29 protein-coding genes are annotated in these 26,405 nt (G+C 66.6%); 10 read left to right on the top strand and 19 right to left on the bottom strand.

Annotated features, from left to right (window positions below; translation table 11 throughout):
* The first annotated feature begins 52 nt into the window (after nucleotides 1–52).
* From ACIBX3_RS29865 to ACIBX3_RS29850, 4 genes are all read left to right on the top strand, one after another.
* Nucleotides 53–3,691, top strand: coding sequence for a multifunctional oxoglutarate decarboxylase/oxoglutarate dehydrogenase thiamine pyrophosphate-binding subunit/dihydrolipoyllysine-residue succinyltransferase subunit (locus ACIBX3_RS29865; RefSeq protein ID WP_397122689.1), 3,639 nt, complete (start codon nucleotides 53–55; stop codon nucleotides 3,689–3,691).
* A gap of 255 nt (nucleotides 3,692–3,946) precedes the next feature.
* Entirely contained in the window at nucleotides 3,947–4,126 is a 180-nt protein-coding gene (locus ACIBX3_RS29860) for a DUF6104 family protein (protein ID WP_357848834.1), read from the top strand.
* Nucleotides 4,127–4,232: 106 nt separating this feature from the next.
* Nucleotides 4,233–5,036: a DUF4097 family beta strand repeat-containing protein gene (locus tag ACIBX3_RS29855; protein WP_397122687.1), complete on the top strand. Its 804-nt coding sequence runs from the start codon at nucleotides 4,233–4,235 to the stop codon at nucleotides 5,034–5,036.
* The gene (locus ACIBX3_RS29850; RefSeq protein WP_397122685.1) at nucleotides 5,033–5,773 is read left to right on the top strand and encodes a helix-turn-helix transcriptional regulator; all 741 of its coding nucleotides are present in this window, start codon (nucleotides 5,033–5,035) and stop codon (nucleotides 5,771–5,773) included. The genes ACIBX3_RS29855 and ACIBX3_RS29850 overlap by 4 nt, the downstream gene beginning before the upstream one ends.
* Before the next feature lie 111 nt (nucleotides 5,774–5,884).
* Here the strand turns inward: ACIBX3_RS29850 and ACIBX3_RS29845 are convergent, their stop codons facing one another.
* The 6 genes from ACIBX3_RS29845 to ACIBX3_RS29820 all read right to left on the bottom strand — a co-directional run bounded on the left by ACIBX3_RS29845 (nucleotide 5,885) and on the right by ACIBX3_RS29820 (nucleotide 11,008).
* The gene (locus ACIBX3_RS29845; RefSeq protein ID WP_397122683.1) at nucleotides 5,885–6,736 is read right to left on the bottom strand and encodes an oxygenase MpaB family protein; all 852 of its coding nucleotides are present in this window, start codon (nucleotides 6,734–6,736) and stop codon (nucleotides 5,885–5,887) included.
* Nucleotides 6,737–6,812: 76 nt separating this feature from the next.
* Nucleotides 6,813–7,769, bottom strand: coding sequence for a zinc-binding dehydrogenase (locus ACIBX3_RS29840; RefSeq protein ID WP_397122682.1), 957 nt, complete (start codon nucleotides 7,767–7,769; stop codon nucleotides 6,813–6,815).
* A gap of 111 nt (nucleotides 7,770–7,880) precedes the next feature.
* Nucleotides 7,881–8,759 (bottom strand): hypothetical protein, encoded by an 879-nt coding sequence (locus ACIBX3_RS29835; protein WP_397122680.1) that lies wholly within the window; start codon nucleotides 8,757–8,759, stop codon nucleotides 7,881–7,883.
* 46 nt (nucleotides 8,760–8,805) lie between these two features.
* Nucleotides 8,806–9,231: a type II toxin-antitoxin system VapC family toxin gene (locus ACIBX3_RS29830; protein WP_397122678.1), complete on the bottom strand. Its 426-nt coding sequence runs from the start codon at nucleotides 9,229–9,231 to the stop codon at nucleotides 8,806–8,808.
* On the bottom strand, nucleotides 9,218–9,472 hold the full coding sequence (locus ACIBX3_RS29825; protein ID WP_397122676.1) for a hypothetical protein: 255 nt from the start codon (nucleotides 9,470–9,472) through the stop codon (nucleotides 9,218–9,220). The genes ACIBX3_RS29830 and ACIBX3_RS29825 overlap by 14 nt, the downstream gene beginning before the upstream one ends.
* 96 nt (nucleotides 9,473–9,568) lie before the next feature.
* Nucleotides 9,569–11,008: an acetyl-CoA synthetase gene (locus tag ACIBX3_RS29820; RefSeq protein ID WP_397122674.1), complete on the bottom strand. Its 1,440-nt coding sequence runs from the start codon at nucleotides 11,006–11,008 to the stop codon at nucleotides 9,569–9,571.
* A gap of 284 nt (nucleotides 11,009–11,292) precedes the next feature.
* On the opposite strand from ACIBX3_RS29820, the gene ACIBX3_RS29815 reads away from it, so the two are divergent.
* The 3 genes from ACIBX3_RS29815 to ACIBX3_RS29805 all read left to right on the top strand — a co-directional run bounded on the left by ACIBX3_RS29815 (nucleotide 11,293) and on the right by ACIBX3_RS29805 (nucleotide 15,172).
* Entirely contained in the window at nucleotides 11,293–12,414 is a 1,122-nt protein-coding gene (locus tag ACIBX3_RS29815) for a trypsin-like serine peptidase (protein ID WP_397122672.1), read from the top strand.
* 292 nt (nucleotides 12,415–12,706) lie between these two features.
* The gene (locus ACIBX3_RS29810; protein WP_397122670.1) at nucleotides 12,707–13,810 is read left to right on the top strand and encodes a trypsin-like serine peptidase; all 1,104 of its coding nucleotides are present in this window, start codon (nucleotides 12,707–12,709) and stop codon (nucleotides 13,808–13,810) included.
* Nucleotides 13,811–14,008: 198 nt separating this feature from the next.
* On the top strand, nucleotides 14,009–15,172 hold the full coding sequence (locus ACIBX3_RS29805; RefSeq protein WP_397122668.1) for a trypsin-like serine peptidase: 1,164 nt from the start codon (nucleotides 14,009–14,011) through the stop codon (nucleotides 15,170–15,172).
* 810 nt (nucleotides 15,173–15,982) lie between these two features.
* On the opposite strand, the gene ACIBX3_RS29800 is transcribed toward ACIBX3_RS29805, so the two are convergent.
* The 5 genes from ACIBX3_RS29800 to ACIBX3_RS29780 all read right to left on the bottom strand — a co-directional run bounded on the left by ACIBX3_RS29800 (nucleotide 15,983) and on the right by ACIBX3_RS29780 (nucleotide 18,989).
* Nucleotides 15,983–16,150 carry a hypothetical protein gene (locus ACIBX3_RS29800; RefSeq protein WP_397122666.1) on the bottom strand — a complete coding sequence of 56 codons (168 nt, stop codon included), beginning with the start codon at nucleotides 16,148–16,150 and terminating at the stop codon, nucleotides 15,983–15,985.
* Between the two features lie 21 nt (nucleotides 16,151–16,171).
* On the bottom strand, nucleotides 16,172–16,624 hold the full coding sequence (locus ACIBX3_RS29795; RefSeq protein WP_397122664.1) for a helix-turn-helix domain-containing protein: 453 nt from the start codon (nucleotides 16,622–16,624) through the stop codon (nucleotides 16,172–16,174).
* A gap of 791 nt (nucleotides 16,625–17,415) precedes the next feature.
* Complete coding sequence (locus ACIBX3_RS29790) at nucleotides 17,416–17,820, bottom strand: type II toxin-antitoxin system VapC family toxin (RefSeq protein ID WP_397122662.1); 405 nt, start codon at nucleotides 17,818–17,820, stop codon at nucleotides 17,416–17,418.
* An 8-nt stretch (nucleotides 17,821–17,828) separates the two neighbouring features.
* Nucleotides 17,829–18,053 carry a FitA-like ribbon-helix-helix domain-containing protein gene (locus tag ACIBX3_RS29785; protein WP_397122660.1) on the bottom strand — a complete coding sequence of 75 codons (225 nt, stop codon included), beginning with the start codon at nucleotides 18,051–18,053 and terminating at the stop codon, nucleotides 17,829–17,831.
* 357 nt (nucleotides 18,054–18,410) lie between these two features.
* Nucleotides 18,411–18,989, bottom strand: a complete 579-nt coding sequence (locus ACIBX3_RS29780) for an NUDIX hydrolase (RefSeq protein ID WP_397122658.1) — start codon at nucleotides 18,987–18,989, stop codon at nucleotides 18,411–18,413.
* A gap of 291 nt (nucleotides 18,990–19,280) precedes the next feature.
* Here ACIBX3_RS29780 and ACIBX3_RS29775 point away from each other — a divergent pair, with 291 nt between their 5' ends.
* Nucleotides 19,281–19,535, top strand: a complete 255-nt coding sequence (locus ACIBX3_RS29775; protein WP_397122656.1) for a hypothetical protein — start codon at nucleotides 19,281–19,283, stop codon at nucleotides 19,533–19,535.
* The gene (locus tag ACIBX3_RS29770; protein ID WP_397122654.1) at nucleotides 19,532–19,954 is read left to right on the top strand and encodes a hypothetical protein; all 423 of its coding nucleotides are present in this window, start codon (nucleotides 19,532–19,534) and stop codon (nucleotides 19,952–19,954) included. Before ACIBX3_RS29775 ends, ACIBX3_RS29770 begins: the two co-directional genes overlap by 4 nt.
* A gap of 527 nt (nucleotides 19,955–20,481) precedes the next feature.
* Here ACIBX3_RS29770 and ACIBX3_RS29765 read toward each other — a convergent pair.
* From ACIBX3_RS29765 to ACIBX3_RS29735, 7 genes are all read right to left on the bottom strand, one after another.
* Nucleotides 20,482–20,670, bottom strand: a complete 189-nt coding sequence (locus tag ACIBX3_RS29765; RefSeq protein ID WP_397122652.1) for a helix-turn-helix domain-containing protein — start codon at nucleotides 20,668–20,670, stop codon at nucleotides 20,482–20,484.
* Nucleotides 20,649–20,801 carry a hypothetical protein gene (locus tag ACIBX3_RS29760; protein WP_397122650.1) on the bottom strand — a complete coding sequence of 51 codons (153 nt, stop codon included), beginning with the start codon at nucleotides 20,799–20,801 and terminating at the stop codon, nucleotides 20,649–20,651. Before ACIBX3_RS29760 ends, ACIBX3_RS29765 begins: the two co-directional genes overlap by 22 nt.
* A 113-nt stretch (nucleotides 20,802–20,914) precedes the next feature.
* Nucleotides 20,915–21,256 carry a helix-turn-helix domain-containing protein gene (locus ACIBX3_RS29755; RefSeq protein ID WP_397122648.1) on the bottom strand — a complete coding sequence of 114 codons (342 nt, stop codon included), beginning with the start codon at nucleotides 21,254–21,256 and terminating at the stop codon, nucleotides 20,915–20,917.
* The gene (locus tag ACIBX3_RS29750) at nucleotides 21,253–21,636 is read right to left on the bottom strand and encodes a type II toxin-antitoxin system RelE/ParE family toxin (RefSeq protein WP_397122646.1); all 384 of its coding nucleotides are present in this window, start codon (nucleotides 21,634–21,636) and stop codon (nucleotides 21,253–21,255) included. Before ACIBX3_RS29750 ends, ACIBX3_RS29755 begins: the two co-directional genes overlap by 4 nt.
* Nucleotides 21,637–22,155: 519 nt before the next feature.
* Nucleotides 22,156–22,401 (bottom strand): hypothetical protein, encoded by a 246-nt coding sequence (locus ACIBX3_RS29745; protein WP_397122644.1) that lies wholly within the window; start codon nucleotides 22,399–22,401, stop codon nucleotides 22,156–22,158.
* 103 nt (nucleotides 22,402–22,504) lie between these two features.
* Nucleotides 22,505–22,771: a hypothetical protein gene (locus ACIBX3_RS29740; RefSeq protein WP_397122641.1), complete on the bottom strand. Its 267-nt coding sequence runs from the start codon at nucleotides 22,769–22,771 to the stop codon at nucleotides 22,505–22,507.
* A gap of 105 nt (nucleotides 22,772–22,876) precedes the next feature.
* Complete coding sequence (locus ACIBX3_RS29735; protein ID WP_397122639.1) at nucleotides 22,877–23,371, bottom strand: ATP-binding protein; 495 nt, start codon at nucleotides 23,369–23,371, stop codon at nucleotides 22,877–22,879.
* A gap of 262 nt (nucleotides 23,372–23,633) precedes the next feature.
* Between ACIBX3_RS29735 and ACIBX3_RS29730 the strand changes: the two genes are divergently transcribed.
* A complete protein-coding gene (locus ACIBX3_RS29730; RefSeq protein ID WP_397122637.1) occupies nucleotides 23,634–25,202 on the top strand; it encodes a hypothetical protein in 1,569 nt (522 codons plus the stop codon).
* A gap of 297 nt (nucleotides 25,203–25,499) precedes the next feature.
* Here ACIBX3_RS29730 and ACIBX3_RS29725 read toward each other — a convergent pair whose 3' ends face one another.
* Entirely contained in the window at nucleotides 25,500–26,342 is an 843-nt protein-coding gene (locus ACIBX3_RS29725; RefSeq protein WP_397122635.1) for a transposase, read from the bottom strand.
* Between the last annotated feature and the right edge of the window lie 63 nt (nucleotides 26,343–26,405).

Raw genomic sequence — 26,405 nt, 5'->3', positions numbered from 1 at the left:
GGACAGGTTCTCTAACATCAACGCCGATCTGCGGAAGAGGGCGATTTCCGCCGTGTCGTCTGAGTCGTCGCGGACAAACCCGCTGGCAAGCTTTGGACAGAACGAGTGGCTTGTCGACGAGCTGTACCAGAAGTACCTCCAGGACCCCGAGTCGGTCGACAAGGCCTGGTGGAACTTTTTCGCTGACTACAACCCTGATTACGGACCGGGCCGAACCCCGGTCAGGGAGGCGGCGAACGGCACTGTGACCGCGCCCGCCCCCTCCCCGGCGCCACCCAAGGCGCCTCCTGCGGCCGAGAAGCCGAAGCAGCCCGCCACCCCGGTGCCCAAGGGCGCCGAGGAGGTCAAGCTGCGCGGCGCCGCGGCCCGCACGGCGGCCAACATGGACCTCTCGCTGTCGGTTCCGACGGCGACGAGCGTGCGCGCCATTCCAGCCAAGCTGCTGATCGACAACCGCATTGTGATCAACAATCACCTCAAGCGGGGTCGCGGCGGCAAGGTCTCCTTCACGCACCTGATCGGCTTCGCGATCGTCAAGGCGTTGAAGGCCATGCCGGAGATGAACTACTCCTACGCGGAGGTCGACGGCAAGCCGACGCTGATCAAGCCTGAGCACGTCGGCTTCGGCCTGGCGATCGACGTACAGAAGAGCAACGGCGAGCGCCAGCTCCTCGTGCCCTCCATCAAGGGCGCGGAGGAGATGGACTTCCGGCAGTTCTGGATGGCGTACGAGGACATCGTCCGAAAGGCCCGCGCGGGCAAGCTGGGCGTCGACGACTTCGCCGGCACCACGATCTCCCTGACCAACCCGGGCACCATTGGCACGGTGCATTCCGTGCCGCGCCTGATGCCCGGTCAGGGCACGATCATCGGCGTCGGCGCGATGGAATACCCGGCCGAATACCAGGGCGCCTCCCCCGACACCCTGTCGCGGCTGGCCGTCTCGAAGGTCATGACGCTGACCAGCACCTACGACCACCGGATCATCCAGGGCGCCCAGTCGGGCGACTTCCTGCGCACGATCCACCGGCTGCTGCTCGGCGAGGACGGCTTCTACGACGAGATCTTCGAGGCGCTGCGGATCCCGTACGAGCCGGTCCGCTGGGTCCAGGACATCTCGGCGACCCACGACGACGACGTGGCCAAGTCCGCCCGCGTGATCGAGCTGATCCACGCCTACCGCGTGCGCGGCCACCTGATGGCGGAGAACGACCCGCTTGAGTACAAACAGCGCAAGCATCCCGACCTCGACATCCAGTCGCACGGGCTGACGCTGTGGGACCTGGAGCGCGAGTTCGCCACCGGCGGCTTCGGCGGCAAGCCGCTGATGAAGCTGCGCGACATCCTGGGAGTGCTGCGTGACTCCTACTGCCGCACGATCGGCATCGAGTACATGCACATCCAGAACCCCGAGGAGCGGGCCTGGATCCAGGCGCGGGTGGAGAAGGGCTACAAGTCGCCCGAACGCGATGACCAGCTCAACATCCTGTCGCGGCTCAACACCGCCGAGGCGTTCGAGACGTTCCTGCAGACGAAGTTCGTCGGCCAGAAGCGCTTCTCGCTGGAGGGCGGCGAGTCCCTGATCCCGCTGCTCGACTCGGTGCTCAGTGACGCCGCCGACGAGGGCCTCGACGAGGTCGTCATCGGCATGGCCCACCGCGGCCGCCTCAACGTGCTGGCCAACATCGTGGGCAAGTCCTACGCCCAGATCTTCGGCGAGTTCGAGGGCAACATCGACCCGCGCACCGCGCACGGCTCCGGTGACGTGAAATACCACCTCGGCGCGACCGGCGAGTTCACCTCGCCGAGCGGCAACACGATCACCGCGTCCGTGGTCGCCAACCCCTCCCACCTGGAGGCGGTCGACCCGGTGCTGGAGGGCGTGGTCCGCGCCAAGCAGGACCTCCTGGAGCGCGGCGAGGAGGGCTTCACGGTCCTGCCCGTCCTCGTCCACGGCGACGCGGCCTTCGCCGGCCAGGGCGTGGTGGCCGAGACGCTCAACCTGTCGCAGCTGCGCGGCTACCGCACCGGCGGCACCGTGCACGTGGTGGTCAACAACCAGGTCGGCTTCACGACCTCGCCCGCCTCGTCCAGGTCGTCGGTGTACGCCACCGACGTGGCCCGGATGATCCAGGCCCCGATCTTCCACGTCAACGGCGACGACCCCGAGGCCGTGGTGCGTGTGGGCCAGCTGGCCTACGAGTACCGCCAGGCGTTCCGCAAGGACGTCGTCATCGACCTCATCTGCTACCGCCGCCGCGGCCACAACGAGGGCGACAACCCGGCCTTCACCCAGCCGCTGATGTACGACCTGATCGACGCCAAGCGCTCGACCCGCAAGCTCTACACCGAGGCGCTGATCGGCCGGGGCGACATCACGGTCGAGGAGGCCGAGTCCGCGCTGCGCGACTACCAGGCCAAGCTGGAGCAGGCGTTCACCGAGGTCCGCGAGGCGGCGAAGAAGCCTCAGGAGGCGGCCGCGATGCGGGTGCCGCCGACCGAGGTCGTCAAGTGGTCGCACGACGACACGCCGACCGCGATCAGCGACGAGACGCTCAAGCGCATCGTCGACACCCAGCTCAACCTGCCCGAGGGCTTCACGCCGCACCCGCGCCTGGCGCCGGTGCTGCAGCGTCGCGGGCAGATGGTCGAGACCGACGCGATCGACTGGGCGATGGGCGAGACGCTGGCGTTCGGTTCTCTGCTGATCGACGGTCACCCGGTGCGCCTGGTCGGCCAGGACTCGCGGCGCGGCACGTTCACCCAGCGCCATGCCGTCCTGGTGGACCGGATGACCGGTGCCGACCACACGCCGCTCAAGGCGTTCAACCAGGGCACCACGAAGTTCTACGTCTACGACTCGCTGCTCAGCGAGTTCGCGGCGCTCGGCTTCGAGTACGGCTACAGCGTGGTCCGCCCGGACGCCCTGGTCGCCTGGGAGGCGCAGTTCGGCGACTTCGTCAACGGCGCCCAGACGATCATCGACGAGTTCATCTCGTCGGGCGAGCAGAAGTGGGGTCAGAAGTCCTCGGTCGTGCTGCTGCTGCCGCACGGCTACGAGGGCCAGGGCCCGGACCACTCCTCGGCTCGCATCGAGCGGTTCCTGCAGGTCTGCGCGCTCGACAACATGACGGTCGCGCAGCCCACCACGCCTGCCAACTACTTCCACCTGCTGCGCTGGCAGGTGGAGTCGCAGCGGCACCGGCCGCTGGTGGTCTTCACGCCGAAGTGGCTGCTGCGCCACAAGGCGGCGACCTCCAAGGCGTCCGACTTCACCTCGGGCACCTTCCAGCCTGTCCTCAGCGACACGACCGTCGACCCGGCCAAGGTGACCAAGGTCGTCCTCTGCTCCGGCAAGCTCTACTACGAGCTGGCCGCGCAGCGGGACAAGCTGGGCCGCGGCGACGTCGCCCTGGTCCGCCTGGAGCGGCTCTACCCGTTCCCGGCCGAGGAGCTGGCGGCCGAGCTGGGCCGCTACTCCGGGCAGGCGGAGCTGGTGTGGGCTCAGGACGAGCCGGTCAACATGGGGCCGTGGCCTTACCTGACGCTGAAGCTGGCCGAGGACCCGCAGACGCTGGGCGGCCGGCCGCTGCGCCGGGTGTCGCGCACGCCCAACAGCTCACCGGCGACGGGCTCCCACCACGGCCACGACACCGAACTGGAGGAGATCTTCCACCAGGTGTACGGCTAAAGATTCGGGCGTAACTGCTCAATTGGCAGTTGTCAGCCGCTGGTCAGCGGCTGACAACTGCCAATTTTGGTAGTGGGGTGGTGCGTCAGCCTCAGAAGCCGCGACCCCGGCGGCGAGGTGCTGCGCACATGCGGACCGGCCTCCGTGAGCTGGAGCATCGCGGTCTGCTCGCTAAAGTCAGACGAGGGCGCGCCGATGTCTGGGTTCCGGTCGGCGACCTCGCATCACGGCTGCGTAGTGACTGAATGGAGAACGATGTACTTCACCGATCGGGGGATCGAGGAGCTGGTCGAACGGCGGGGCGAGGAGGAGGTCAGCCTGCTGTGGCTGGGTGAGCGGCTGCGCGAGTTCGTGGACCTCAACCCCGAGTTCGAGACCCCGATCGAGCGGCTGGCCACGTGGCTGGCGCGCCTCGACGACGAGGACGACGACTGACCTGGCCGGAGCCCGCCGCTCACCAACGCGATACATCTTGAGTTTTCACCAAACGCGACATATCGTGTCTGGTGTAGAGAGGTGTCACACCGGGAGGGCGGGGATCATGCAGCAGTGGACGATCGAGGCGCCGGAACAGCTGACGTTCGGTCCAGTGGAGGCACTCGACGTGCGGATCGTCGCCGGGCGGCTGGCCGTGCTCGCCAGCGAGGGTCCGCCCACACTGGAGGTGGCCGAGATCGAGTCGGTCTCGCCGCTGATGGTCGCCTATGACGAGGACGCCAGAGAGCTCTCGATCACGTACAAGGACCTTACCTGGGACGGCCTGCTCGGCTGGCTGCGGCGCGACCGGCGCAGGACGGTCCTGACCATCACCGTGCCCAAGGGCTGCACCGTCAACGCCGGAGTGGTGTCCGCGCCCGCCGTGGTGGCCGGGTTCGAGAAGATGACCCAGGTGCGGAGCGTGTCGGCGGAGATCGTGCTGGACGGGGTCAGCGGCGACGTCAGCGCCACGACCGTCTCGGGCGCCGTCGAGAGCCGGGCGATGGACGGCGACCTGGCGTTCAAGAGCGTCTCGGGAGACCTGACCGTGGCCGACGGCACGCCGCGCCGGCTGAAGGCGAACACGGTCTCCGGCCGGATCACCGCCGACCTCGCGCTGCGCCCCACCGGTCGCGTGACGCTCAACAGCGTTTCCGGTGACATCCTGGTCAGACTGCCGGAGAACGTGGAGGCGGACGTCAGCGCGAGGTCCACCTCAGGCAGGCTGATGAGCACGTTCGACGAACTGTCCAACACGAGTGGCCCGGGCACGAAGTCAATGTCGGGGCGGCTGGGCGGCGGCATGGCCTCCCTGTCGGCGATCACGGTCTCCGGCGAGGTCGCGCTGCTCAAGGGGGAGAAGGAATGAGCCCTGTATTCGGTCACGGCCGGCTCCGGCTGTACCTGCTCAAGTTGCTGGAAGAGAGCCCGCGCCACGGCTACGAGGTCATCCGGCTGCTCCAGGACCGCTTCCTGGGTGTCTACTCGCCCTCGCCCGGCACGATCTATCCGCGTCTGGCCCGCCTGGAGGAGGAGGGCCTGGTGACGCACGAGGTGGTCGAGGGCAAGAAGGTGTTCTCGATCACCGACAAGGGGCGCGACGAGCTCAATGCCCGCCTCGACGAGCTCGACGACCTGGAGCAGGAGATCTCCGCCTCCGTACGCGACATCGCCCGCGAGGTCAAGGAGGACGTCCGCGACACGGTCAAGTCCCTGCGCGACGAGCTCACGCGGATGGCCAAGGACGTGCGCACCGACGCCCGCGAAGACCCCAGGCGGCTCAAGCAGCGCCAGAAGGAGGACTTGAGGCGGCTGCGCGAGCAGCAGAAGCGGCAGTGGATGGAGCACGCCAACCAGTGGCAGGACCAAGGTGAGCGGCTGGCCGGCGAGTGGCGCAGGATCTGGACGGAGATCTGGGCCACGCTGGGCGGTGCGCCGCCCAGCCGCGCCGAGCTCGACGCCGAGCTGGGCGAGCTGCTGGCCGACTTCGTCGCCCAGGCCCGGCAGGAGGCGTCGGAGGCCCGGCTGACGCCGGAGAAACTGGCGGAGCTGCGTACGACCCTGACCGACGCGAGCCGCCGTATCCGCGACATCCTCGAGCCCTGACCCGCCCCGCCGCCGTCCGACCGCAGTGGCGATCGACCCACGAGCCCCGGGCCGATCAACACCGCCGCGCCTCCCAGCCGGAACGACACGTGCGAGGAGAGGCGCGGCGGGCTAGGCCGAACGGAGCTGGCGCTCCAGGCGGCGGGAAGTGCGGGCGGCCTTGCGAGCGTGGTAGGCGACGGGCATGTAACGCAGCCGTTCCGGCAGCCGCGGCGTCAGCACCGCCACCGCATGCCCGAGATGCCGCAACCGCCGCTCCTCCCTGGCCGTCCACCGCAACCCCAGCTTCGCGCGTACGGCAGGCGGCAGGGTGCCGACGGTCACGAAGTGGTTGAACTCCCCCGACCCCACCCCCACCGGCGTCCACAACCGGCGCAGCGGCCTGGGCAGCCCCGGCGGCGCCGGTGTCCCGCGCAGGACGGACAGCACCTCCAGCGCGGTCGGATGGGCCTCCAGCCGGTTGGCCACCATGTCGTCGAAGTACCGCCTGAACCCTTCCAGGTCGTCCGGCATCTCCCGCTCGGGCACCTTGAGGATGGCGCCGAGCTGCCGCGACTCGGCGTACAGCCGCCGCGCCTGCTCGACGGTGAGCGGCGTGCCGAAATAGCGGTTGAGCGCGACGAAACGCTCGAACAGCGTCAGGTGCACCCACGCCCACGCCTCGCCGTTCAGCGCGTGGTAGGCCCTGCCGTGCTCGTCCACGCCGCTGATCGGCTGGTGGACGCGCCGGAGCCGTTCGCCCTCGGCCGCCCCGTCGGCGTACACCCACTTCTGCACGGACGCGAGCGTGCGGTTGAGCCGCCCCCACGGGTCGTCCTTGTACGCCGAGTGCTCGGCGACGGCCGCGCCGACCGCCGGGTGCATGGTCTGCAGGACCAGCGCGCTGCCGGCCACCAGCAGATTGCGATATTCGCCCGCGGTGTCCCAGTGCATCGAACCCGGGCCGAAGGGCTCAACGTCCATGATTGCGGCCTCCCGGTTGATACAACCTCACTCTCCTTGTATCACCCGGGAGTCACAGAAGTAATCCTTCACTTATTCATGCGGTAAACACGATTTTTCCGAAGATCTCGCCTTCCGCCATGGCGGCGAACCCCTCCCGCGCCTCCGCCAGCGGCAGCGACCTGTCGATCTCCGGCCGCACTCCGGTCTGCTCCATGAACATGGCCAGCCGCTGAAGCTGGTCCCGCGTCCCCATCGTGGAGCCGACCACGGACAACTGCAGGAAGAAAACCCTGTTGAGGTCCGCGGGCGGCACCGCGCCGCTGGTGGCCCCGCTGACGACGACGCGGCCGCCGGGCTTGAGCGACTTGAGCGAGTGGTCCCAGGTGGCCTGGCCGACGGTCTCCATGACGGCGTCCACCCGCTCGGGCAGCCGCGCGCCGGACTCGAAGACCTGGTCGGCGCCGAGCCGGAGGGCACGTTCGCGCTTGGCCTCCGAGCGGCTGGTCGCCCAGACCCGATAGCCGCCTGCCCGGCCGAGCGCGATCAGCGCGGTGGCCACGCCCCCACCGGCGCCCTGCACCAGCACGGTCGAGCCGGGCTCGAGCCCGGCCTTGTCGAAGAGCATGCGGTACGCGGTCAGCCACGCCGTCGGCAGGCAGGCGGCGTGCTCGAAGCTGAGCGCGGCCGGCTTGGGCACGAGGTTGCGGCGTGGTACGGCCACCCGCTCGGCGAACGTGCCGTCGTGTATCTCCGACAGCAGCGAGCGCTTGGGATCGAGCGTCTCGTCCGCGCCCGTTCCGATCACGGCGTGCACGATGACCTCGTTGCCGTCCTCGTCCACGCCTGCGGCGTCGCAGCCGAGCACGATCGGCAGCCGGTCCTGCCTGATGCCGACGCCTTTGAGCGTCCATAGGTCGTGGTGGTTGAGCGCGGCCGCCCGCACGGAGACGGTCGTCCATCCGTCCGGCGCCTTCGGCTCGGGGTGCTCCCCGAGCGTCAGCCCGGCGAGCGGGTTGTCGGGGTCGGTCTGTGTGGCGGTTACGGCGAACATGGCCGCACCTTACTACCGATGAGAAATCAGCTAGGTGGACTGCCGCTACGGTCTCGACCAGGCGCGACAGCCGGGCAGCAGTCCGACGAGCAGGTTTCCCATCGGCCGGGGTCAATCCTTCAGCGTGACCCGGACCCCCTCGATCGCCGCCTTCCTGAACGCCGACGGCCCCGTAACGGCAACCTGCACGTCGCCGCGGCACACCGACTCGGCGGGCCGCCCGCGCCCGTCGATCACGAACGGCATCCCGGCCTTGTTCTCACAGCCGGGGGTGGGCACAAGAACCACCATCTCCCGCGCGCTGCCACCGAACCACAGCTGCGGCCCGACCGGATCCCCCTGCGCGGTCTCGCCCGGCTCGGCCAGCCGCACCGTCCCGCCGCCCGACAACACCAGGTAACCGTCCTGGGTCGCCTTCCCCTTGAGCCGCCGCGCGACGGCCAGCCGCTGGTCGAACGTCAGCCCCTGGCCCCGGTCGTACATCGCCAGCCGCCATTTCCCGAACGCGAACAGCAGCACCTGCCCGTAGGACCCGCTGCCCGCCTGACGCGGCCAGAGCGTGACGTGGGGCGCGTAGCTCCTGATCGGCTGCCCACCGCGGGTGACCTCGATCTCGCCGCCGTACGGCGCCACGAGCTGCCGGTGGACCCCATCGATCCACACCCCCTGGAACGGCCGCGACCCCATCCCGGCCAGGTCGAGCTCGGCCGGATAACGCACCTCGGCCCGGACCCCGTGCGGGAACACCACCTCGATGACCTCGTCGCCGCCCTTGGTCCTGGACGGCGCGTGCAGGATGTTCGGCGGGCTCTCGATCCTGGTCAGCGAACTGATCGGCTCGGGAGTCCGCTCCGGCGGCCGCGGCTCGGGCTGCCTGCTGGCGATCAGCCCGACGACGGGGACCAGCACAACCGCCACGACCACCACCAGCCCGACCCACCGGCGGCGACCGCTCTGCCCCACCTCGATGACGTCGAACCGGTCAGCCACCGACGTTCCTTGCCGAGTAGTGCGGCTTGCGCCCTCACCGTCAAGTTCAGTTGAGCGGTGACCGCCAGCGCAAGCCCTCGAACCGAGCGAAATCCCTGTCGCAGGTCACGAAATCACAACCATGCTCGATGGCGAGTGCGGCGAGGTAGGCGTCGGGGACGAGCTTGCCTCGCGCGCCGGCCTTGAGACACAGCTTGACGAAGATCTCCCAGTGCCGCGGCCCGGCGTGCACCACCACCGCATGCGGTTGGTGCCGGACGGTGTCGGAGAACTCCCGCGCGGTGTCGAATGAGGTGGCGCCGGGAATGCGGGGATTGGTGGCCACGCGGATGAAGCCGTTGAGCACGAAGTCGCTGACGGCATAGGCCTCGTCGCCGCGCAGGAGCTCCATGAGCACGGCATGGCACTGCTCGTGATGCTCCATGTCCCGCCGATGGGCGTTGAAGAGGACGTTGGTGTCAAGCATCCGCATGGCCGGCCCCCAAAGCACGCTCGACGTCCTCTTGGTCGATGAGCTCCTTGATCTCCTCCCAGGACAGCTTCGGCCCCTGGGCGGTCCCGGAGATCGGCAGTTTGATCGGGGGTCGCTCCGCCACGTCGGCGGAGCGGTGGATGAGTTGCCGCAAGGCGTCCTCCATCACTGAGTTGAGACTGCGTCCGTTTCGCGCCGCATACGCCTTCGCCTCGTTGAGGAGCGTCTCGTCGATGCGCACCGTTGTCCTCCGCATGACTCCAGCGTCCGCGCGTGACATAAAAATGTCAACACCGGAGCGTAGTCGAACGGTCACGCGAATTGCGGCTACTTTACGTCACCACTCCGCCACATTGACCTTCCCATCCGATCTCAGCCGCACCGACTCCCCCACAAGCTCCCGCGCCTCGGCGTCCGCCAGCAGCCCGCCGTCCTCCACCACCGCATGCGCCCGCCCTCCCCCAGCCGGCTCCACCACGAGAATCCCTCTCTCGGCCTCCCCGTCCCGCCCGTGCGCCACCGTGTATCCCGCGACCACCGCCACCCCCTCGCAGGCGTCCACGATCGGCGCCCCTTTGGCAACGAACACCGGCGCCGCACCCCCCAGCCGCCCGCCCGGCTCACTCGACCACACCGCGTACGCGTGCTTGGTCAGATGCATCCCCACCCCGGTCACCAGCCCGTGCCCCGACTGCGCCCGCAGCAGCCCCGCCATGGTGGCGGTCGAGTGCAGGACGTAGTCGCTGGCCGGCCCGCCCGCGTACGGCAGCCCGCCGGTCACCGTCAACCCGCGCCGGTCCAGCGGATCGAGCCCGATCGCGTCGCACGCCTGCCGCAGCGCGATCGCGAAGCAGCTGTAGAGGTCGATCGCGTCCATGTCGCCGAGCCCCAGCCCGGCCCGCTCGAAGGCGGCCTCCGCGACGCGCGGGATGGCCTGCGAGGCGCCGAGCGCGGGCCGGGCGGCCACCTCCCAGGTGTCCTCCCCGTACGCCCACCCCCGCAGGTACACCCGCCCCTCCGAGGGCACGCCGAGCCGGTCCGCCAGCCGTGAGCTGGCCAGGACGACGGCCGCCGCCTGGTCCACCTCCAGTACGGCCACCGTGTTCCTGGTGTAGGGCCAGCCGACGAATCGACTTCCCGCCACGAGCTCGTCGGGGGTCCGCACGATCCTGCGCCACGCGTGCGGGTTGGCGGCGGCCACCTCGGTCATCGGCGCCATCATCCGCCCCCGGTCGCGCATCTCCTCCTCGACGGAGATCCCGAGCGCCGCCCGCCGCGCGGTCTCCATGATCGCGTACGTGTGCACGGGAAGGAACAGCCCGTGCGCCAACTCGGCGGGGTGGGGCGGGCGCTCCCAGCCGTACGGGGGCTTGGGGTCGGCGGGGTGGCTCCACCGCACATGCTCGCCCGCCAGCCGGTACGCCCGCCGCGTCGCCAGCGCCTCGGCCCCCGCGACGAGCGCGGAATCGAATTCCCCGGCGGCGATCCCGGCCGCCGCCGCGCCGATGAGCAGCTGCGGGGCCGTACCGCCGACCTTGGAGTAGACCCGGTGGCGCGGCGTCGCGCCGAGGCGCTCGGCGAGGCGGCCGACCGGGGAGTCGTACTGCCAGGAGTCGGTGTAGACGATCTGGATCGAGTCGAGCCGCTCGACGGGGAGCCGGGCGTCGGCGGCGGCCTCGCGCGCGACCTCCTCCCACAGATCGAGCGGTTCAGGGCCGGGCTGCTCGCGAATGGTGCGTTGCGCGATACCGATGAGACAGGGGGTGCGCGGATCCATGAGCCCATTCAACCAGAACATCATTCGGTTGGTAAGAAGTGGCTTTTGATAATCACCGTTACCGCTGTTACGAGAAGCAATTTCACATCCGGTCCGACCTGCGGAAATGCTTTCTCGTCATACATGCGATTTTGCTATTTCCATAACGGAACGGAACCGAGCCATGCTTTTTCACGTCGTTTCCTGGCCGCCCCGTTGCGGCGTTCATTAACGTTCCGATCGTTTTCCTGGCCCACCGGGGCGCAGTACCCCGCTCTGGGCCGCCGAGAACTGAGAGGAGCTCCATGTTTTCCCGAGCAAGGCGCATCGCGATCCCGCTCGCCGGCCTGGTGGCCATCGGGCTGGCCGCGGGTACGATCAGCGGCGCCTCGGCGAGCGCGACGGCACCCTCCGACGTCGTCTCCAAGAACGCCACCACCCCCGCGGAGCAGGCGATCCAGTTCTGGACGCCGGACCGCATCAAGCTGGCGACCGACCACAACGACGGCTTGGAGCTGTCCACCAAGGGCGTCAAGGGCAGCAACGACACCCCCGACGGTCCCCCCGGATCCGTGCCGCCGATCGGCGCGGAGAAGACGAAGACCAAGAAGAGCAAGCACGTCAACCTGCCGAACACCGTCGGCCGCGTCTTCTTCACGCTGCCGAAGGCCGACCCGCGCAACCCGAAGAACTGGCGCTACTGCTCGGCCAGCTCCGTGCAGAGCAAGTACCGCAACCTCGTGGCGACCTCCGCCCACTGCGTGTACGACACCAAGAAGAACACCTTCTACGACAACTGGATCTTCATCCCGTCGTACTGGGACGGCGACAAGGTCTGGAACGGCAAGGCTCCCTACGGCATTTACGCCGCCAAGACCTTCAACGCGCACGACGACTTCGTCGTGAAGGAGGACTACGACTTCGACTACGCGTTCGTCAACGTCTACAACGGCATCAAGGTCGGCTGGGAGAAGGTCGACGGCCGGTGGAAGTGGACCGTCAAGAACGTCGGCCGGCTCGGTGACAACGTCGGCGGCCAGGGCTTCACCTGGAACCGGAGCACGAAGCTGAACGTGTTCTCGTTCGGCTACCCGGCGGGCGAGCACCCCGACGGCGACCGGCCGTACACGGGCCGCACGATGAAGTTCTGCTACGGCAAGACCAAGCCGATGCCCGAGGCCAGGAAGTACAACCTGCAGGAGCACATCGGGTTCAAGTGCTCCTTCACCGCCGGCGCCAGCGGCGGGCCGTTCCTCTACAACTACAAGAGCGCGTCGCGCACCGGCTACCTGGTCGGCGTCAACAGCGTCGCGTGGGACACCGACGGCAACGACCGCTACGACCACATCTCGTCGCCGTACTTCAACACCGACACCTACAAGGTCTACAAGGCCGCCGCCAACCGGTGGACCGGCAACATGCCGTGACGAGTTGGCACCCTGGCCCCGGATCCCGCATGGGATCCGGGGCCTTCCCCGATCGCCATGGAACGGTCGAAAGACGCGCACAATTCACCCAAGGCGCACACCCTGCCTGACCTGCGGCGACAGATCTTCACTAATGATCATTTGGGCGTACCGGGAGTGGTCTCCTGACGATGTCCTTATAGTTCCCTGTAGACCCTAGGACCCTAGATCAGGTAACGAATCTCTATCCGAGCTGCAATACCCTGTATGTATCTGGAAAAATCCACCCTTACGACCCCAAGAAAGGCTTTTGATGATCTCCCGGGCAAGGCACGTGGTGGCCGCCGCGCTGAGCGGCGCGCTGCTGATGTTGCCTGCCTTCACGGGGATCGCCGACGCCGCGCCCAGCAAGGTGTTTCCCGTCCCGCTCGCCAAGACGGCGGCGGACGCGAAGAGGGTCGCCGACTACTGGAAGCCCGACAAGCTCCAGAAGGCCGACAGCTACAGCCCCGCCACGCCCGGCGCCGCCGCCGCCCCGGCGAGCTCTTCCGCCGGAGCCTCCGCCGGTCCTCCCGCCCCCGCTGCAGCCGCCGCCGTCGCCAAGCGCACGTCGACCGCGCAGGCCGCCGCGCCCGCGATGCCGCGCAAGGGCCGGGCCGCCAGCACCATGGGCAAGGTCTTCTTCCGGTTCGGGGACAAGGAGTTCTGGTGCTCCGCCAGCGCCGTCGCGGCCGGCAACCACAGCGTGGTCGCCACGGCCGGGCACTGCGTGTACGACCCGCGGCAGGCCAAGGCGGCCGAATTCTGGATCTTCGTTCCCAACTCGGGCGCCAACGGCGAGACGCCCGAGGGCATCTACGTCGGCTCGTCGATCAGCATGCACGAGGACTGGGCGGGCAAGGGCGACTACGACTACGACTACGCGTTCGTGACCGTGCACCGCGGCTTCACCTGGGTGCCCAAGAACGGCGGCTACGACATGAAGGACGTGGGCCGGCTCCAGGACAACGTGGGCGGCCTGGGGCTGGAGCTGAACAAGAAGCCGGGCACGTACACGGTGATCGCGTGGGGCTACCCGGCCGGCGCCCAGCCCGACGGCAGCCGCCCGTACAACGGCACGAAGCTGCGGTGGTGCCGCGAGGGCCCGACGCGCTGGACGGTGGCGCCCAGCCTCGATCTTCAGAGGGGCGTACAGCTCCAGTCGTGCGACTTCAGCCCCGGCGCGAGCGGCGGTCCCTGGGTGATCGGCTACGACAAGGACCGCAGGATCGGCAGCCTCAACGGCGTCAACAGCCTGACCTGGAACAGGGACGCCAAGGGGACGTTCGACGCGGTGTCATCGCCGCACTTCGACGGCGCCACCGGAGCCGTCTACCGACACGCCGCCGCGCAGACCACTCCGAGAAGTGTGATGTAAGTCACTTGCAACCGCCTGGTCACTGGCCGTGATCAGCCCATACCTGTGTCTCGGAAAGGTCACGCAGGGCATTTGGAACGTTGACATGATCTCCCGAAAATTCACAAGACCATGGTCAACGCTGTAGGTTCCGGGCTGTCCGTTTGCTGAGTTTTGGGGTGCACGAGGCGCCCCACATCAGCGCAACCTGGAGTTACCTTGAAGCGAATCCTTCTCCCCGCCGGTGGCGCCGTTCTGGTCACCGGTCTGCTCGCGTCCGGCCTCGCCGGCGCCGCGCAGGCCGAGCCGGACGTCGCCCGCGACCCCATGGCCCGCAACACCGCCGAGGCTGCCTCCGTCGCCTCGTTCTGGCTCGCGTCGAACGGTGCCGCCCTGCGCTCCGCGACGCAGTACACCTGGGACTCGAACGAAGTGCGGAAGGTCGTCTCCAAGGGCGGCGCCTCCCCTGACGGCCGGCCCGGCACCACGGCCCCGACCGGCGAGTCGAAGTCCACCGGCCGGGCCCAGAACATCAACATCCCCAAGACCATCGGCAAGGTCTTCTTCGTCGACGGCAGCGGCAAGTTCCGCTGGTGCTCCGCCACCTCCATCCAGTCGAACTACCGCAACCTGGTGTCCACCGCCGGCCACTGCGTGTACGACACGGACAGCAACAAGGCGCTCTTGGACAACTGGGTCTTCGTGCCCGGTTACTACCAGGGCAAGGCCCCGTGGGGCATCTACGTGGGCAAGCAGGCCTTCACCCACTACGACTTCGACGTCTACGAGGACTACGACCGCGACTACGCGTTCGTCACCGTGTACAACGGCATCCTCTTCAACGGCGTCAAGCAGGTGGACCGCAAGGACTACGAGCGCTTCAGCGGCCCCAAGCGCCGCTGGGGCGGCCACTACTACATCCTGCTGTCGAAGGACGCGGGACGCCTCGGCGACAACGTCGGCGGCCAGGGCTTCGCCTGGAACCAGCCCACCGGCAAGTCGGTCCGCGCCTTCGGGTACCCGGCGGCGCCGCACCCCGACGGCGACAAGCCGTACAGCGGCGTGACCCCGAAGAACTGCTACGGCAAGACCACCGCCAAGGCCGTCGGCGCCCCGTGGCTCAAGATCGAGGAGCACATCGGCCTCAAGTGCGCCGTCACCCCCGGGTACGACGGCGGCCCGTGGCTGCTGAACTACAGCAACGGGAAGCGGCTCGGGTACGTCAACGGCACGACCAGCACGTTCGCGGACCAGGACGGGAACGACCGCGTGGACTACATCACGTCTCCTTACTTCGACGGGGAGACGGCGGCCGTGTACAACGCGGCCAAGAACGTGTGGTCCGGCAAGATCGTCGGCCCGCGCGGCGAACTGTACAAGTAACCCAGGGGTGGGCTAAAAAAGGCGAGGGCCTCACTGCGTGGAGGCCCCCGCCTTTTCCTTTGGCCATTTGGCCAACAGCAAGGCCCTCCGCGATGGGGGCGCTACGCGCCTATGAGCTCCAGACAGCGCCTCCCAAGGGGGCTCCGCTCCCCTTCGAACCCCCAAAGCACCCACCCGTTGCCCTGTTACCAAGTGGGCCGGCGGGAGCCCACCCTGAGCGGACCTCGCGTCGCTCGGGCTGTCCCTATGGGGCTTCGCCCCAGGCGAGGGGCTCCGCCCCTCGCGCTCCCCATCCTGGGCCAGCTGGAGCCCGTATCAGTTTGTCCGTTGATGCGGTCCGGCACGGCTTACTCGCTGCCGATCGCTTGCAGAGCTGAACTCCAAATGGCGTATGCCCTCGACTGCGGTGCAAGCTCCAAAGTCAACGGGCACGCTAGACGTGTGACTGTCCGATCCCGGTACGCCAGCCATCGCGTGTATCTCCTACCCGCGCTTCTCAGCGACCTGACGGGTCCGGTTGCCGGCGTCGTGGAACTCCCGACAAGGCTGGACTGGTCAGAGCAGCACGTTTACGACCTGTCGAACATTAGCCATGTGAGCCTGATGTATGAACGCGTCATCCGCGAGGCTACGCGGCTTGACGACCTACGAACATATCTGAACCACGAAACGCTGGTCCGGATCTGGCCGCGTCTCTACTTGCCACTCCAAGCGAAGCAAGCTTGGGAAACGCGCTTTCCCAAGCTTCCGCGAGCGGCAGAACTCTGATACTGCCCTTGCACGAGTTGATCATCCGGGTCGGTGTCGGACTCACGGCAATAGCCCGATCCGGTTTCCCCCTCGAAGGCGGTTACATGCCACATAGTCGTATCGTCCACTGAGCGCGCCATCGACCGCGCTGCCGCCGATCAGCCTTCGTCCCAGGTCCATCAATGAGAACGGGAACAGCACGTTGGTGTCCACGAAGACCCGCGCCATCGTCCAACCCCTCTCGGAAGGTCAGTAGGGCAGTTCCGCCTCTTCGACGACATCCATGATCCTTCGGCGACCTTCGGCGCGGCGCTCGCGACGCTCCTGGAACTCCAGGACATCCACAAGGCGAATCAGACGATGACGGCTGTCCGGCAGATGCTGTGAAGGAATCTCGCCCTCGTCGAGCAATCGTGCTACAAAAGGTCGCGAAAGTCCCAGCAGCTCGGCAACCTCGTTCGGAGTCAGCCGAGTCTCCACTGGCAATGTGAAGACAGCGTTGCCCTTAGCGAGATCGTGCGCCGCCGCCGCCAAGAGACTCACGAGCGACTGGGGCAGCACAATATCGGTGCCATCTGGCCCCCGTAGCACCAACAACGCCTTCGAGGCGGCCACAGTCGCTTCCAAGTGCTCAAGCAGCTTACGGTCACCGCTGCCCGCTTCGACACGCGTTGCGCTGGCCAGAACGCCGGTGCGAGGCATGACCACCCTCCAACTTCTTAGATATCTGAAATAACTGTAACCTGGCCTGACCGAATACGCCAACGCCAGAGCCAGCCACCGCGACCAGGCCAAGGCCTGCCGAGGAATGCACAGTTGCCAAGTCGATCAGCGCCTGCCAGACGAACGAGCGCTCCCAGCCTTGTCAGCACGGCCGCTGGCAAGATCGGCCTACAGTGTCAGGGCTACATCGGTCACGCTGAAGGCATGGACGTTAGGGGATACGGAGCACTCCGGCCATACGTCGTGCCGACGACGTTGGAAGAGCTCACCGGACCTCTCAGGGGTGTCATCACGCTTCCCCACCACCTCGACTGGGGGCCGAAGCGCAGCTACGACTTGGACCAGACCGCCGACGCGCGGTTGATGTACATGCGTGTGATCAGGGAAAGCGCCACGCTCGATGACCTGCGACGCTACCTGAATGCCTCGCTCCTACGGAAGCTCTGGCCCGAACTGGTCTTGCCGCCGCGGGTTTGCGACCTGTGGCTCGATCGATTCCCCGAACTACAGCGGCCTCCTCGCCCACGGAACGGCTGACATGCCGACACGAATATTCTCTCTACGGGCCTTGGCTGAGCCGATTTCTCACATCCGGGTTCCCACCATCCCAGCAGAGCGCGTCGAACTACTCCGACTCCGACTTCAGGTGGCTCACGTCCAGGTGAACCCGCAAAGCGGAGAGTGCCGCCGTCCGCATGCCTGGCCCACGCCGCCAGGACCGCCAGGACCGCCAGGACCGCCAGGACCGCCAGGACCGCCACACGGGAGCTCTATGCCACCGCGGGCGGCGGGTATCGGTGGATTTCCGCTCGATGCCCCGTAGAGCCCGCGAACTTGGCGTCGTCTGTAAGCAACGGCACTCCCAGCAGTTCGGCGAGCGCCACGTACATGCCGTCATATGCCGTGAGATTGTTCCGGAGCTCGAGCACCCGCGACTGCAGGGGCAGCATGGCGTGCCGCACGATCTTGAGCTGGCCATACCGCTCCAGCATGACCCTGGCCCGGGCCTCGGAGATCCGCACCTCCGGCTTGCTAGTGATCACATGCCCACGGACGACCGATGCGATCTCCACATCTATCAGCGCTGGAGCGTGCACCTTACGGGCCAGCCGTTGCCGGAGAAGGTCATCGCCTTTCACATTGGCGAGCAAGCGGAAAATGATCGAGGCGTCCACGACCAAGCTCATCGGCGACCCTCGCGCATCGTCTCCCGCACGAAGTCAGGGTCGTACGGCACCGGCTCGTCAGCAGCGATCTTGGTCATCACCTCGTCCAACGTCGGTACGGACGCCTCCTCGTTCAGCAGGTCACGCACATAAGCCGTCAGCGACTTGCCCTCGCGTTCGGCGCGGGCCTTCAGCGTCCGCTCGGTCTCATCGGGAACATCCCGGATCTGTATGACCTTCATGCCACCACATTAGCATGCAGACTGCATGCAACATTGCATGCAGTCTGCACTGTGCGGTATTCACGGGCGCTTCATCCCCGGGCGACTCCCGCCACAATGATCACGCGATTGATCACTACCGCAGCCTCTTGCGCGGCATCAGTGGCTGGAAGACAGACCTTGCTGGATCATCGTGCAACCCCTCCACGAGGTGGGTGTGGACGGCGACCTGACACTTCAGCGGTGGATGGACGCTCCTGTACACGGCCGACGGCGTGATCAGGGCGTGGATCCACCCCTTCATCTTCACCGAGCACAGGTTCGAGCACGGCGATCCAATTGTCATGTCCGGCGAGAGCAGGGTAGATACTTTCCGATTCAATATGGAATGGATCCGTTTGCCCAGATCCCGTAGGCCGAGAATGTGAAGCGAGGAGCCGGCAAGTCGAGCGGCGGCCGCCAGGCGAAGGCTGTGCCCTTCTTGACCGAAGTGAACATCTCGAATCCACCGGCCGAGAACGCGTACCGGAAGTCGGCATGCACGTGCGAAGGCTCGTTCCTGGTGCCGTCAGCAGGAACCGAATGGATGTGGACGTCCACGGGAACGACCTCATCCGGTTCCGCGGAAGCAGTGTGATGCCAGCAGGTGCCGGTCTCCGCCTCCAACTCGCGCAGCGCCGCCTCGTACATGCTCTGGTCGTGCGGCTCGACATGCCCGCCTGGCAGCCGCCACGCGCCCAGCCACCGGTGACGCACCATCAGCACGTCACCGACGGCATCGACGACAGCCGCACTACAGGTGACATGCAACGGGAAGGTGCTACGCGAGACGACATCGTCCTCCTGGCAAAGAGCCGAAAGCAGAGGGACCGCGTCGAGCCTTCGGTCGGGGGCAGCGGCGAAATAACTCGCCAGAGCAGTGCTGACCGCGTCACGGTTAACGACCACGATCACCATGGAAGTGTCCCGGGCAGCTTCCCGCAATCGATTGCCAGACATCGAAGGGAATCTCCTATACGCCCGGAACACTACATCCACCAGCAAATATGCAATCTCGAGTGCACCATGGAGTCGTCAAGGTAGATCATTATCTGCAGTCGGCAATTCTCACGAGAGCCATATGCAGGACCGATCGACACGATCCCGGACGTCACGCCTAGCGCGATCATGAACCAGGCAAAGGGCGCGTACGACTTCATTCATTCATACCGCAGGTATACTAGGTAGTCTGCTGGTATGACTTCAGACATGACAACTATCAAAGTCCCCAAGACGGTGCGCGACCGACTCAACGCCATTGCCAATGAGCGCGGCCGTGGCACCACGCTGGCCGCCGTACTGACCGACTTGCTCGACCAGCACGAAACAGAAAAGACTCGAGCTCGGCTCGCCTACCTTGAGGTCCTGGCCAAGGCGGAAGAGGACGCCGAAGCCATGGCCGGAGCCCAGCGGCAGACGGAAAAGGCCATTCAGGTCCTACAAGCACGCGAAGCCAGCCGGTGACTCCGCACGGATACGTGCTGGACGACACCGTCCTGATTGAGATGGGCCGCCGGAACCTCGGGCTGCACCGGCTCATCATCTCCTTCGATCGCGCCTCCGTGCGCACCAGCGTGCCGTTCATCACCCTCGTTGCCGCCGAGGCGGTGCTGTCGCCTGATCAGCGACTGGTCGTCCGCGGCGTCATCGACTTCCTGGAGCACGTGTACGTGGATCCGATCGCGGCGCATACCGAGGCCGTTCGGCTGACCGAGGTCGTTTCCCGGATGGAACAGCCGGCCGACATGGCCGCCGCTCATGTGGTCGCCGTCTCCCAGCACCTCGACTGGCCTGTCCTGACCGCCGACGCGAGCCGCTGGGACACCATCAAGGCGCACCTACCGTGGCAGATCGAGCTGGTCGAGATCGCCGACCTGGATTGAAGACGGCCCGACCGCCATGCATCACCCTCGTGTCCGGCACGTGCGGCCGTCGGGGGCGCACGCCGATGTGGCCCAACAACGCCTATGCCTTCGACACGTCGCAAGCCTGGGTGTTCTTCGGCGGAGAGATCGCCGAGGTGGCACCGATGGTGCGATACCGGACCGAGCACCAGGCGGTGGATCTCGCCCTGCTGCTGCCGGCCAACGGACTGCGCCCGGCTTCGCCCGCGCCTGGCGATGGATCCCGCCCGCCCGCGCGGTGCCGGTGCTCCCGCCAGGCGAGCAGTGACCCGGACGTGCTTCCTAGTCGTCCAACTGGGATATTTCGACCACAGTGAGCTGCCCCGACAACTCCTTTTCCGCCGCATCCCATCGAGCGGCGTCCGTGGTCAGGATGGGACAGTTGCGCAGCACCGCTTGCAGCGCCGTCTGCACGCGTGAGGCTACCGCGCCTCGGCCCGGTGATCGTGTCGGGCTCGCCTCTTCAATCCTGACCGGTCCGGGACTGTAGACTTTCGCAGATCCGGTCAGGCGCCCCGTTGCCAGGTGTCCCCGAAGTCAGCGATGACCTTCAGTTCTCCGCCCAGGGCATGGATGTACAGGCCGAGGGTGGCCACTTCGGCGACGGACCCGTCCTCGATCACCGAGACACGCTGCTGGGACACTCCCATCGCCTGAGCCACCTCGGCTTGGGTCAACCCGACCTTCTTGCGCATGTCGGCCAGGAACCCCCGCGCACCTGGGCCACCCGGCGCTCCCCTGCCTCCTGCAACCCCTGGCGGTCGTCGGGGTGGACGAACTCGGTGATGAACTCCTCACGCGTATAGGAGTGAAACTCGGCGCTCACGGCAACTCCTTCAGATACGCCTCATACCGTATGCCGTGGCCGCTGTCATACGTTTCGTCTATTCGAATCCCCATCACACACCGCCGAAGCACAGCGCGGAGTGCTTGGACTACTCAGGCCGCGTTGGTGCGGTGTCCGGTGAAGCTCACCTGAGTGTCGTCGTTGTCGAGGGCGATGTTAAGGGTGGCGTCAAGGGCCTCGGCCAGCTTGGCGAGAAGCGGCAGTGTGGGAACGGTGTCAGAGCCTTCGATCCGGGAGACCTTCGCCTGGGTGAGGCCTGCGCGGTCGGCCAATTCAGCCTGAGTGAGCCCGAGTTCAGTGCGCCGATCGTATACCGCCTTCGCCAGGGCCATGGACAGCCGGATCTCGCGACGGGCCTCGGCCACGTCCTCCGACTCGGTGAAACCCGCGGCGAGCTTGCGTTCGCGCAAGGTCTTCCAGCGGCTGTGGCTCATTGCTCCACCTCTCCTTCCTCAATGGTGCGGATGAACTCCTCGTGCGCTGGACCGTGTTCGGCCTCGCAGACCTTCTGAGCGAGCTTGGCGCGCCTGACTTCGGCGTCCTCCCGCATTCTCGTCTTGCGGAAGACGGTTAGCAGGACCGCGGTGCGGTTCGGCGTGAGCCAGTACGTGATGCGTATGGAAGCACCGTCGAGGGTGGGCCGCAGCTCCCGAACTCCGTCGCCCAGGTAGCGGGCATAGGGCTCGCCGAGCGCGGCAGCGTGTTCCGCGAGCAGCCCGACATACTCGTCGATCTTGAGGAAGTGCTTGGCCGGCAACGCCTCCAACCAATCCCGCACCTCGGGCTCGACCTCGATGGCAAAGAGCGCATCCACCCCACAACGCTATATGTCGCTGACGACATATTCAAGACAATGCCCCGACTGCGCCGCAGCAAGAGGTCCCGTCCTCCGGCCCGGCAGGCATCTCGATGGCCTTCGGGCCGGGGTCCCGGTTCCTGGCCATGTCCAGGGTCAGATTACCGGGAGGCGAGCGCGCCGCCGGCCCTGCGGAGCCGGGCACGGACCATGGCGCTCTTCGGAGGGGTCCGAGCTGGTAGAAGCTGGGCTGGTCTGCCTGCCCGGTGAGGTTCCGAGCAGGCAAACACGATCGACCTCATCGGCAGCCTGGGAGGGGACGCCGCCCTCAACCGCAGTCGGTGCGGGGGGCGGAAATAGCCTGGTCTACCGGCTCTGATCGCGGAGACGTGCGGTAGCTCCTGTCCGCCAGCCACGAGCAGCGCCGTGACCCCGTGTCAACGACGGCCGAATTCGAAGTATTCACGCGTCGTCGACAACTCGCAGAGGAGCTTGCCCTTGACGCACCGTCAGGCCGGATGGAGACGTCATCACATGTCACAGGAACAGCGTGACCACAATATAAACAGTAAGAAGGGCGACCCACGCAAGCCAGCCGACGAAGAAATGTTTACGATCGGATCTGACAATCCCAACCAGTCCCACGACGGCAAACAGGAAGCAACCGAACGAAAACCCGACATGTACCCCCAGGGGCAGACTCATAAAGATCAGAACAAATAGCGAGCTGACAGCCGAAACAAAGAATCCCATGACCAGCCGTATGATCGTCGACGGTGACACTTACCCATCTCTCCTCGGGTCCTGCACAGGGAGCCAAAACACGGTCATGCGGTACGGGCAGAGACACTGCTCCGGCCGCACCGCATGACCACGAACCGTGGACTCACAAGTTATAGGGCAACCATTGCCGGAGCTTTCTGGCAAGTATGACCCAGTTGTCCTTCGAGATGACGTCGGAGAGCCACTCGATCGTTATATGGTGAACGCCTTCCGCAGGGCCCCATGCCTTGACGTTCAGCCAGAGCCAGTCCCCATGACCGATGGGCTTCTTAGCGCTGCCAAGCATGATGGTGAATGCGATGAGAGCGCCAGCAGGATCGACGTGCCCCTCGAGCGCCTCGAACATAAATGATTGCGCCGTGAGTTTCACGACCTTGATTGTCCGCTTCTCGCCCCAAGGTGGGCTCCTCCCGCACGGTGCCGGGTTGCGAAGATCCAGCAGCTCAGAAGAAGCCGGTGCAACGCGATACGGCGGTCAGGTGGCTATTTTGATCCTGGCCCAGATCTTGTGACCGACCTCGTCGTTGCCTTCGTACCCGATCTGGTCGGCGACCGCGGCAACGATAGCGAGGCCCCGACCACGCTTGGCACTGGTTCGGCAGGGAAGGTCGAAGCGGGGAATGCCGCCCCAACCGCAGTCGTAGACCGCGACGGTGATGGTGGTGGTCGTGCGGGAGATCTCGACGATGAACGTGCCGTTGGAGCGGCCGCTGCCGGTGTGGAGGACCGCGTTGGTGGCGAGTTCGGCGACGATGAGCTCTGCGTCGTCTTGACAGGGGGAGTCGACCAGCAGGTAGCGGGTGAAGTGGCGGGCGTGGGGGATCTGGTCGGGGGCGCCGGGGAAGGTGCGCCGCCAGGTCAGGCCGCCGGGGTGCAGGTCGATCATCGCGTCGATGAGCTCGCGTTGGACGGTGGTCGGCTGCTCTCGTTCGCGTTGCTTGGGGACGAACACGACGGTGGTCTCGGGCATTTGGGGTTCTCCTGGGCGCGTGACAACGGGGTTCGTTCTGTGGATCGGGCGCGCGGCGGTCCGCGTATGTACGGTGCCTTGACGAGCGTGCCGTTGTGGATCTCCATCTCGCGCTCGATCACCACTCCACCCGCCGTTGGCGCTGACCTGCGGGAATATGCGCGGTTCGGACATCGACCTCCCTATGGCCGCAATCGCAGTGAGCAAAGCGTCACGATCAATGTACAATTCGTGCGCAATCCCAGGGCAAAGGGGGTCCGTGATGTCCGGTGAGGGCCGTCGAGTACTGCTGCAGGCTCGCTCCTGGAGCAAGCGTCTGCGTGCCAAGGGTCTCACGTGGGACCAGATCGCCGCCGTGCTCGAGCTCATCCATACGGTGAGCCCGTTGCGGGTGTACCGGCTGGCGCACGGCCGTACTGCCGCCCACGTGGTCGCCATGGTGAACGATGCCGATCCAGCCGGCACAGCCGCGTTGCGCGAGGCGCGACTGTATGACTTCGAGGCCTGGCCAGAGACGGGTCGTCGCCCGCCACCGCGTCTGCTGGCCGTGCTGGCCGAGATCTACCAGACCACCGGGCGGAGCCTGGTTGGCGACGAGGTCTTCGCCTCGTATCGCAGTGCCGACCGCGAACTGATCGCCGGTGCGGACTTCCGTGACCTAGACGCCAACCGGCCTCCATCCCCGAAGACCCCAAACCATGTCACCATGGAGACGAGCGCAGCAGTCACGCCCGCTGACAAGTCGCTCCCGGACGCTCCGGCGTGTGTGCGCCTGCTGCGCGCCATCGGCGCCGAGGAGACCGACGTGAAACGACGCGAGCTGCTCTTCGAACTGGCCCTGGTGCTCGGCGGTGCCCCGGCCTTGGACCTCCTACGCGTCCTCAATACGGACGAAGAAGAACGCCTAGCTAGGGTGCTACGCAGCACGTGGCGGGTGGACGAGGCGACAGCGCGCACATTCGAAAAGCTCATGCTGCACGCGCGCCGGGCGGACGACCAGTATGGGCCGGCGACGCTACTGCCTGTGGTCAATGGGCACCGGACGGCGCTTGCACAGGTCCTCGCTCGGGAATCGATGCCGCCGGCGCTGCACGACCGTCTACTCGGCGCGTATGCCCAGATGTCGCAGCTGACCGGATATCTCAGCTACGACCTGCTGGACTACGCAACGGCCGAGCATGCGATGCACGAGGGACTGAGGGCGGCACTCGACCTCGGCGACGCCACGCTGATCGCTTTCCTTCATTGCTGGATGGGGAGCATGGCCGTCTTCCAAGAACGGGCAACGGCCGCTTTGGATCATGCCCTTGCCGCTCGGGGCTGGTCCGCCCGATCCTCGAGCAAGCTTTTGCGAGCCATGCACGAGTCAATGCTGTCGGAGGCCTACGCCGTCGCAGGTGATGCCTCGGCAAGCGCCCGGGCGCGTGATGGTGCGGTCGCCTTGGCTGGTGCACCGAAGGCCGGCGAACCGACGTTCCTGTACTGGATCTCGGCTTCAATGGTGGAGTCCAAGGCCGCTCTGTCGCTCATCCATCTGAGACGGCCCGAAGCAGCGGTAACGGCGGCTCAGCGGTCGTTGGCCGGGCTCGATCAGCGATTCAAGATGGACCGCGGGTTTGCCCTGGTCCGCTACGCTGGCGCTTTGGCTCTGGCCAAGGAGATCCCAGAGGCAGCGGCGCGGCTGACGGAAGCCGCAGAAATCGCCTCACAGCACACCTCAGCCCGCCTGACCCACCAGCTCCGAGAGACACGAGCCATGCTGAACCCGTGGGCGGGCAACGCTCATGTACAGCAGCTCGACAAGACCCTCACGGCTCGTGGTTTGCGATGAGCGGTACGACGCGGATGATGATCACGCGTGGCCTTGTTGTGTTGTGTGCCTTTGCCGCGCAGAGTCGAGCGTGACACGAAGCAGGTGAGCACGGTGGCAGAACCGACCAAGGTTCGCACGCCGCCATGCATCACCCTCGTGTCCGGCACAGGCGGCGCCCGCACATGCGTCCGTCGTGGAGTTACGACGCAGCGTAGAGAGCCGGCAGCTCGCTGAGGCGTCGGCTGAGGAAGCGCTGTGGTTGGCCGAAGAGATGGCGTCGAGTTCCACCTCGACGACGATACCGGCTCTTCGAAGTTAAGCGGGGTTGAGGTATCCACGACCGCGTCGGGTGGTGGCGCATCGGGTGCGTAGACGCTGATTCTCGGGATTGCGGAAGCCGTAGGCGTCGCGGGCGGTGGTCTTGATGACCCGGTTGGTGCCTTCGGAGCCGGCGTTGGTGATGCCGGTCTGGATGAAGGCCAGGATCTCGGTCCACCAGGTCTCGATGGTGGTGGCCAGGCGTTCGAGTTCGGGCAGGCAGGAGGCGGCGCAACGGTCGTAGAAGTGAAACAGCCGCTCAGCGATGACGCTCCGGTCGGGGTGAGTGCGGGCCAGGGCGAGCAGGTCCAGAAGGTCTTCCTTGGCGTTCCACGCGGTCAGAATCGGACTGCCCAGCCGTGCGGGCAGGGCACGCAGGTCATCGACCATCGGATCCAGTTGACAGCCGTGCATCCGGGCCGCGGAGCGGGTGAGCCGGTTGCGCAGTTCCCACTCGCGGTTGCCCTTGCGCCCGCGCCGGCCGCGGATCTGGACGGTGACGCGGCGGCGGACCTCGGTGAGCGCCTGGTTGGCCAATTGCACGATGTGGAAGTGGTCGACGACCAGCGTGGCCTGCGGTAACGCGGCGCGTACGGCGGCTTTGAAGATGGTGCACATGTCGATCGCGACGAAGGCCACGTGCTGCCGCCAGGCCGGGTCACGCTGGTTGAGCCAGCCGGTCACGGCGGCGATGGTGCGGCCCTCGACCTGGCCGAGCAGGCCCTGCTCGCCGGACAGATCCACGAACCCGGTGTGCCAGCGATCCACCGCTGTCGTCCACGTGCCGGTGGCCTCGTCCAGTATCCAGCGCGGCCGGCCGCGGGCCGCGGCGGGCTTCATCGATCCCCAGCACGGTGACGAGCTCGGGCTGGGCGGGCAGTACCCGATGAGCGTGCTCGGTGA

Origin of the sequence: Nonomuraea sp. NPDC049480, from assembly GCF_044465905.1 — a bacterium.
Taxonomy (GTDB): Bacteria; Actinomycetota; Actinomycetes; order Streptosporangiales; family Streptosporangiaceae; genus Nonomuraea.
The sequence above is the reverse complement of the archived record's forward strand: the minus strand, read 5'-3'. Positions and strand labels throughout refer to the sequence as shown.

Excerpts from the sequence above, each read along its gene's own strand:
- ACIBX3_RS29810 (WP_397122670.1), top strand. The coding sequence starts at position 12,707 with ATGATCTCCCGGGCAAGGCACGTGGTGGCCGCCGCGCTGAGCGGCGCG.
- ACIBX3_RS29765 (WP_397122652.1), bottom strand. The coding sequence starts at position 20,670 with ATGCGCAAGAAGGTCGGGTTGACCCAAGCCGAGGTGGCTCAGGCGATG.
- ACIBX3_RS29755 (WP_397122648.1), bottom strand. The coding sequence starts at position 21,256 with ATGAGCCACAGCCGCTGGAAGACCTTGCGCGAACGCAAGCTCGCCGCG.
- ACIBX3_RS29855 (WP_397122687.1), top strand. The coding sequence starts at position 4,233 with ATGCAGCAGTGGACGATCGAGGCGCCGGAACAGCTGACGTTCGGTCCA.
- ACIBX3_RS29820 (WP_397122674.1), bottom strand. The coding sequence starts at position 11,008 with ATGGATCCGCGCACCCCCTGTCTCATCGGTATCGCGCAACGCACCATT.
- ACIBX3_RS29850 (WP_397122685.1), top strand. The coding sequence starts at position 5,033 with ATGAGCCCTGTATTCGGTCACGGCCGGCTCCGGCTGTACCTGCTCAAG.
- ACIBX3_RS29735 (WP_397122639.1), bottom strand. The coding sequence starts at position 23,371 with ATGCCCGAGACCACCGTCGTGTTCGTCCCCAAGCAACGCGAACGAGAG.
- ACIBX3_RS29775 (WP_397122656.1), top strand. The coding sequence starts at position 19,281 with ATGACAACTATCAAAGTCCCCAAGACGGTGCGCGACCGACTCAACGCC.
- ACIBX3_RS29815 (WP_397122672.1), top strand. The coding sequence starts at position 11,293 with ATGTTTTCCCGAGCAAGGCGCATCGCGATCCCGCTCGCCGGCCTGGTG.
- ACIBX3_RS29830 (WP_397122678.1), bottom strand. The coding sequence starts at position 9,231 with ATGCGGATGCTTGACACCAACGTCCTCTTCAACGCCCATCGGCGGGAC.
- ACIBX3_RS29725 (WP_397122635.1), bottom strand. The coding sequence starts at position 26,342 with ATGAAGCCCGCCGCGGCCCGCGGCCGGCCGCGCTGGATACTGGACGAG.
- ACIBX3_RS29800 (WP_397122666.1), bottom strand. The coding sequence starts at position 16,150 with ATGGCGCGGGTCTTCGTGGACACCAACGTGCTGTTCCCGTTCTCATTG.
- ACIBX3_RS29845 (WP_397122683.1), bottom strand. The coding sequence starts at position 6,736 with ATGGACGTTGAGCCCTTCGGCCCGGGTTCGATGCACTGGGACACCGCG.
- ACIBX3_RS29785 (WP_397122660.1), bottom strand. The coding sequence starts at position 18,053 with ATGAAGGTCATACAGATCCGGGATGTTCCCGATGAGACCGAGCGGACG.
- ACIBX3_RS29860 (WP_357848834.1), top strand. The coding sequence starts at position 3,947 with ATGTACTTCACCGATCGGGGGATCGAGGAGCTGGTCGAACGGCGGGGC.
- ACIBX3_RS29780 (WP_397122658.1), bottom strand. The coding sequence starts at position 18,989 with ATGGTGATCGTGGTCGTTAACCGTGACGCGGTCAGCACTGCTCTGGCG.
- ACIBX3_RS29795 (WP_397122664.1), bottom strand. The coding sequence starts at position 16,624 with ATGCCTCGCACCGGCGTTCTGGCCAGCGCAACGCGTGTCGAAGCGGGC.
- ACIBX3_RS29840 (WP_397122682.1), bottom strand. The coding sequence starts at position 7,769 with ATGTTCGCCGTAACCGCCACACAGACCGACCCCGACAACCCGCTCGCC.
- ACIBX3_RS29730 (WP_397122637.1), top strand. The coding sequence starts at position 23,634 with ATGTCCGGTGAGGGCCGTCGAGTACTGCTGCAGGCTCGCTCCTGGAGC.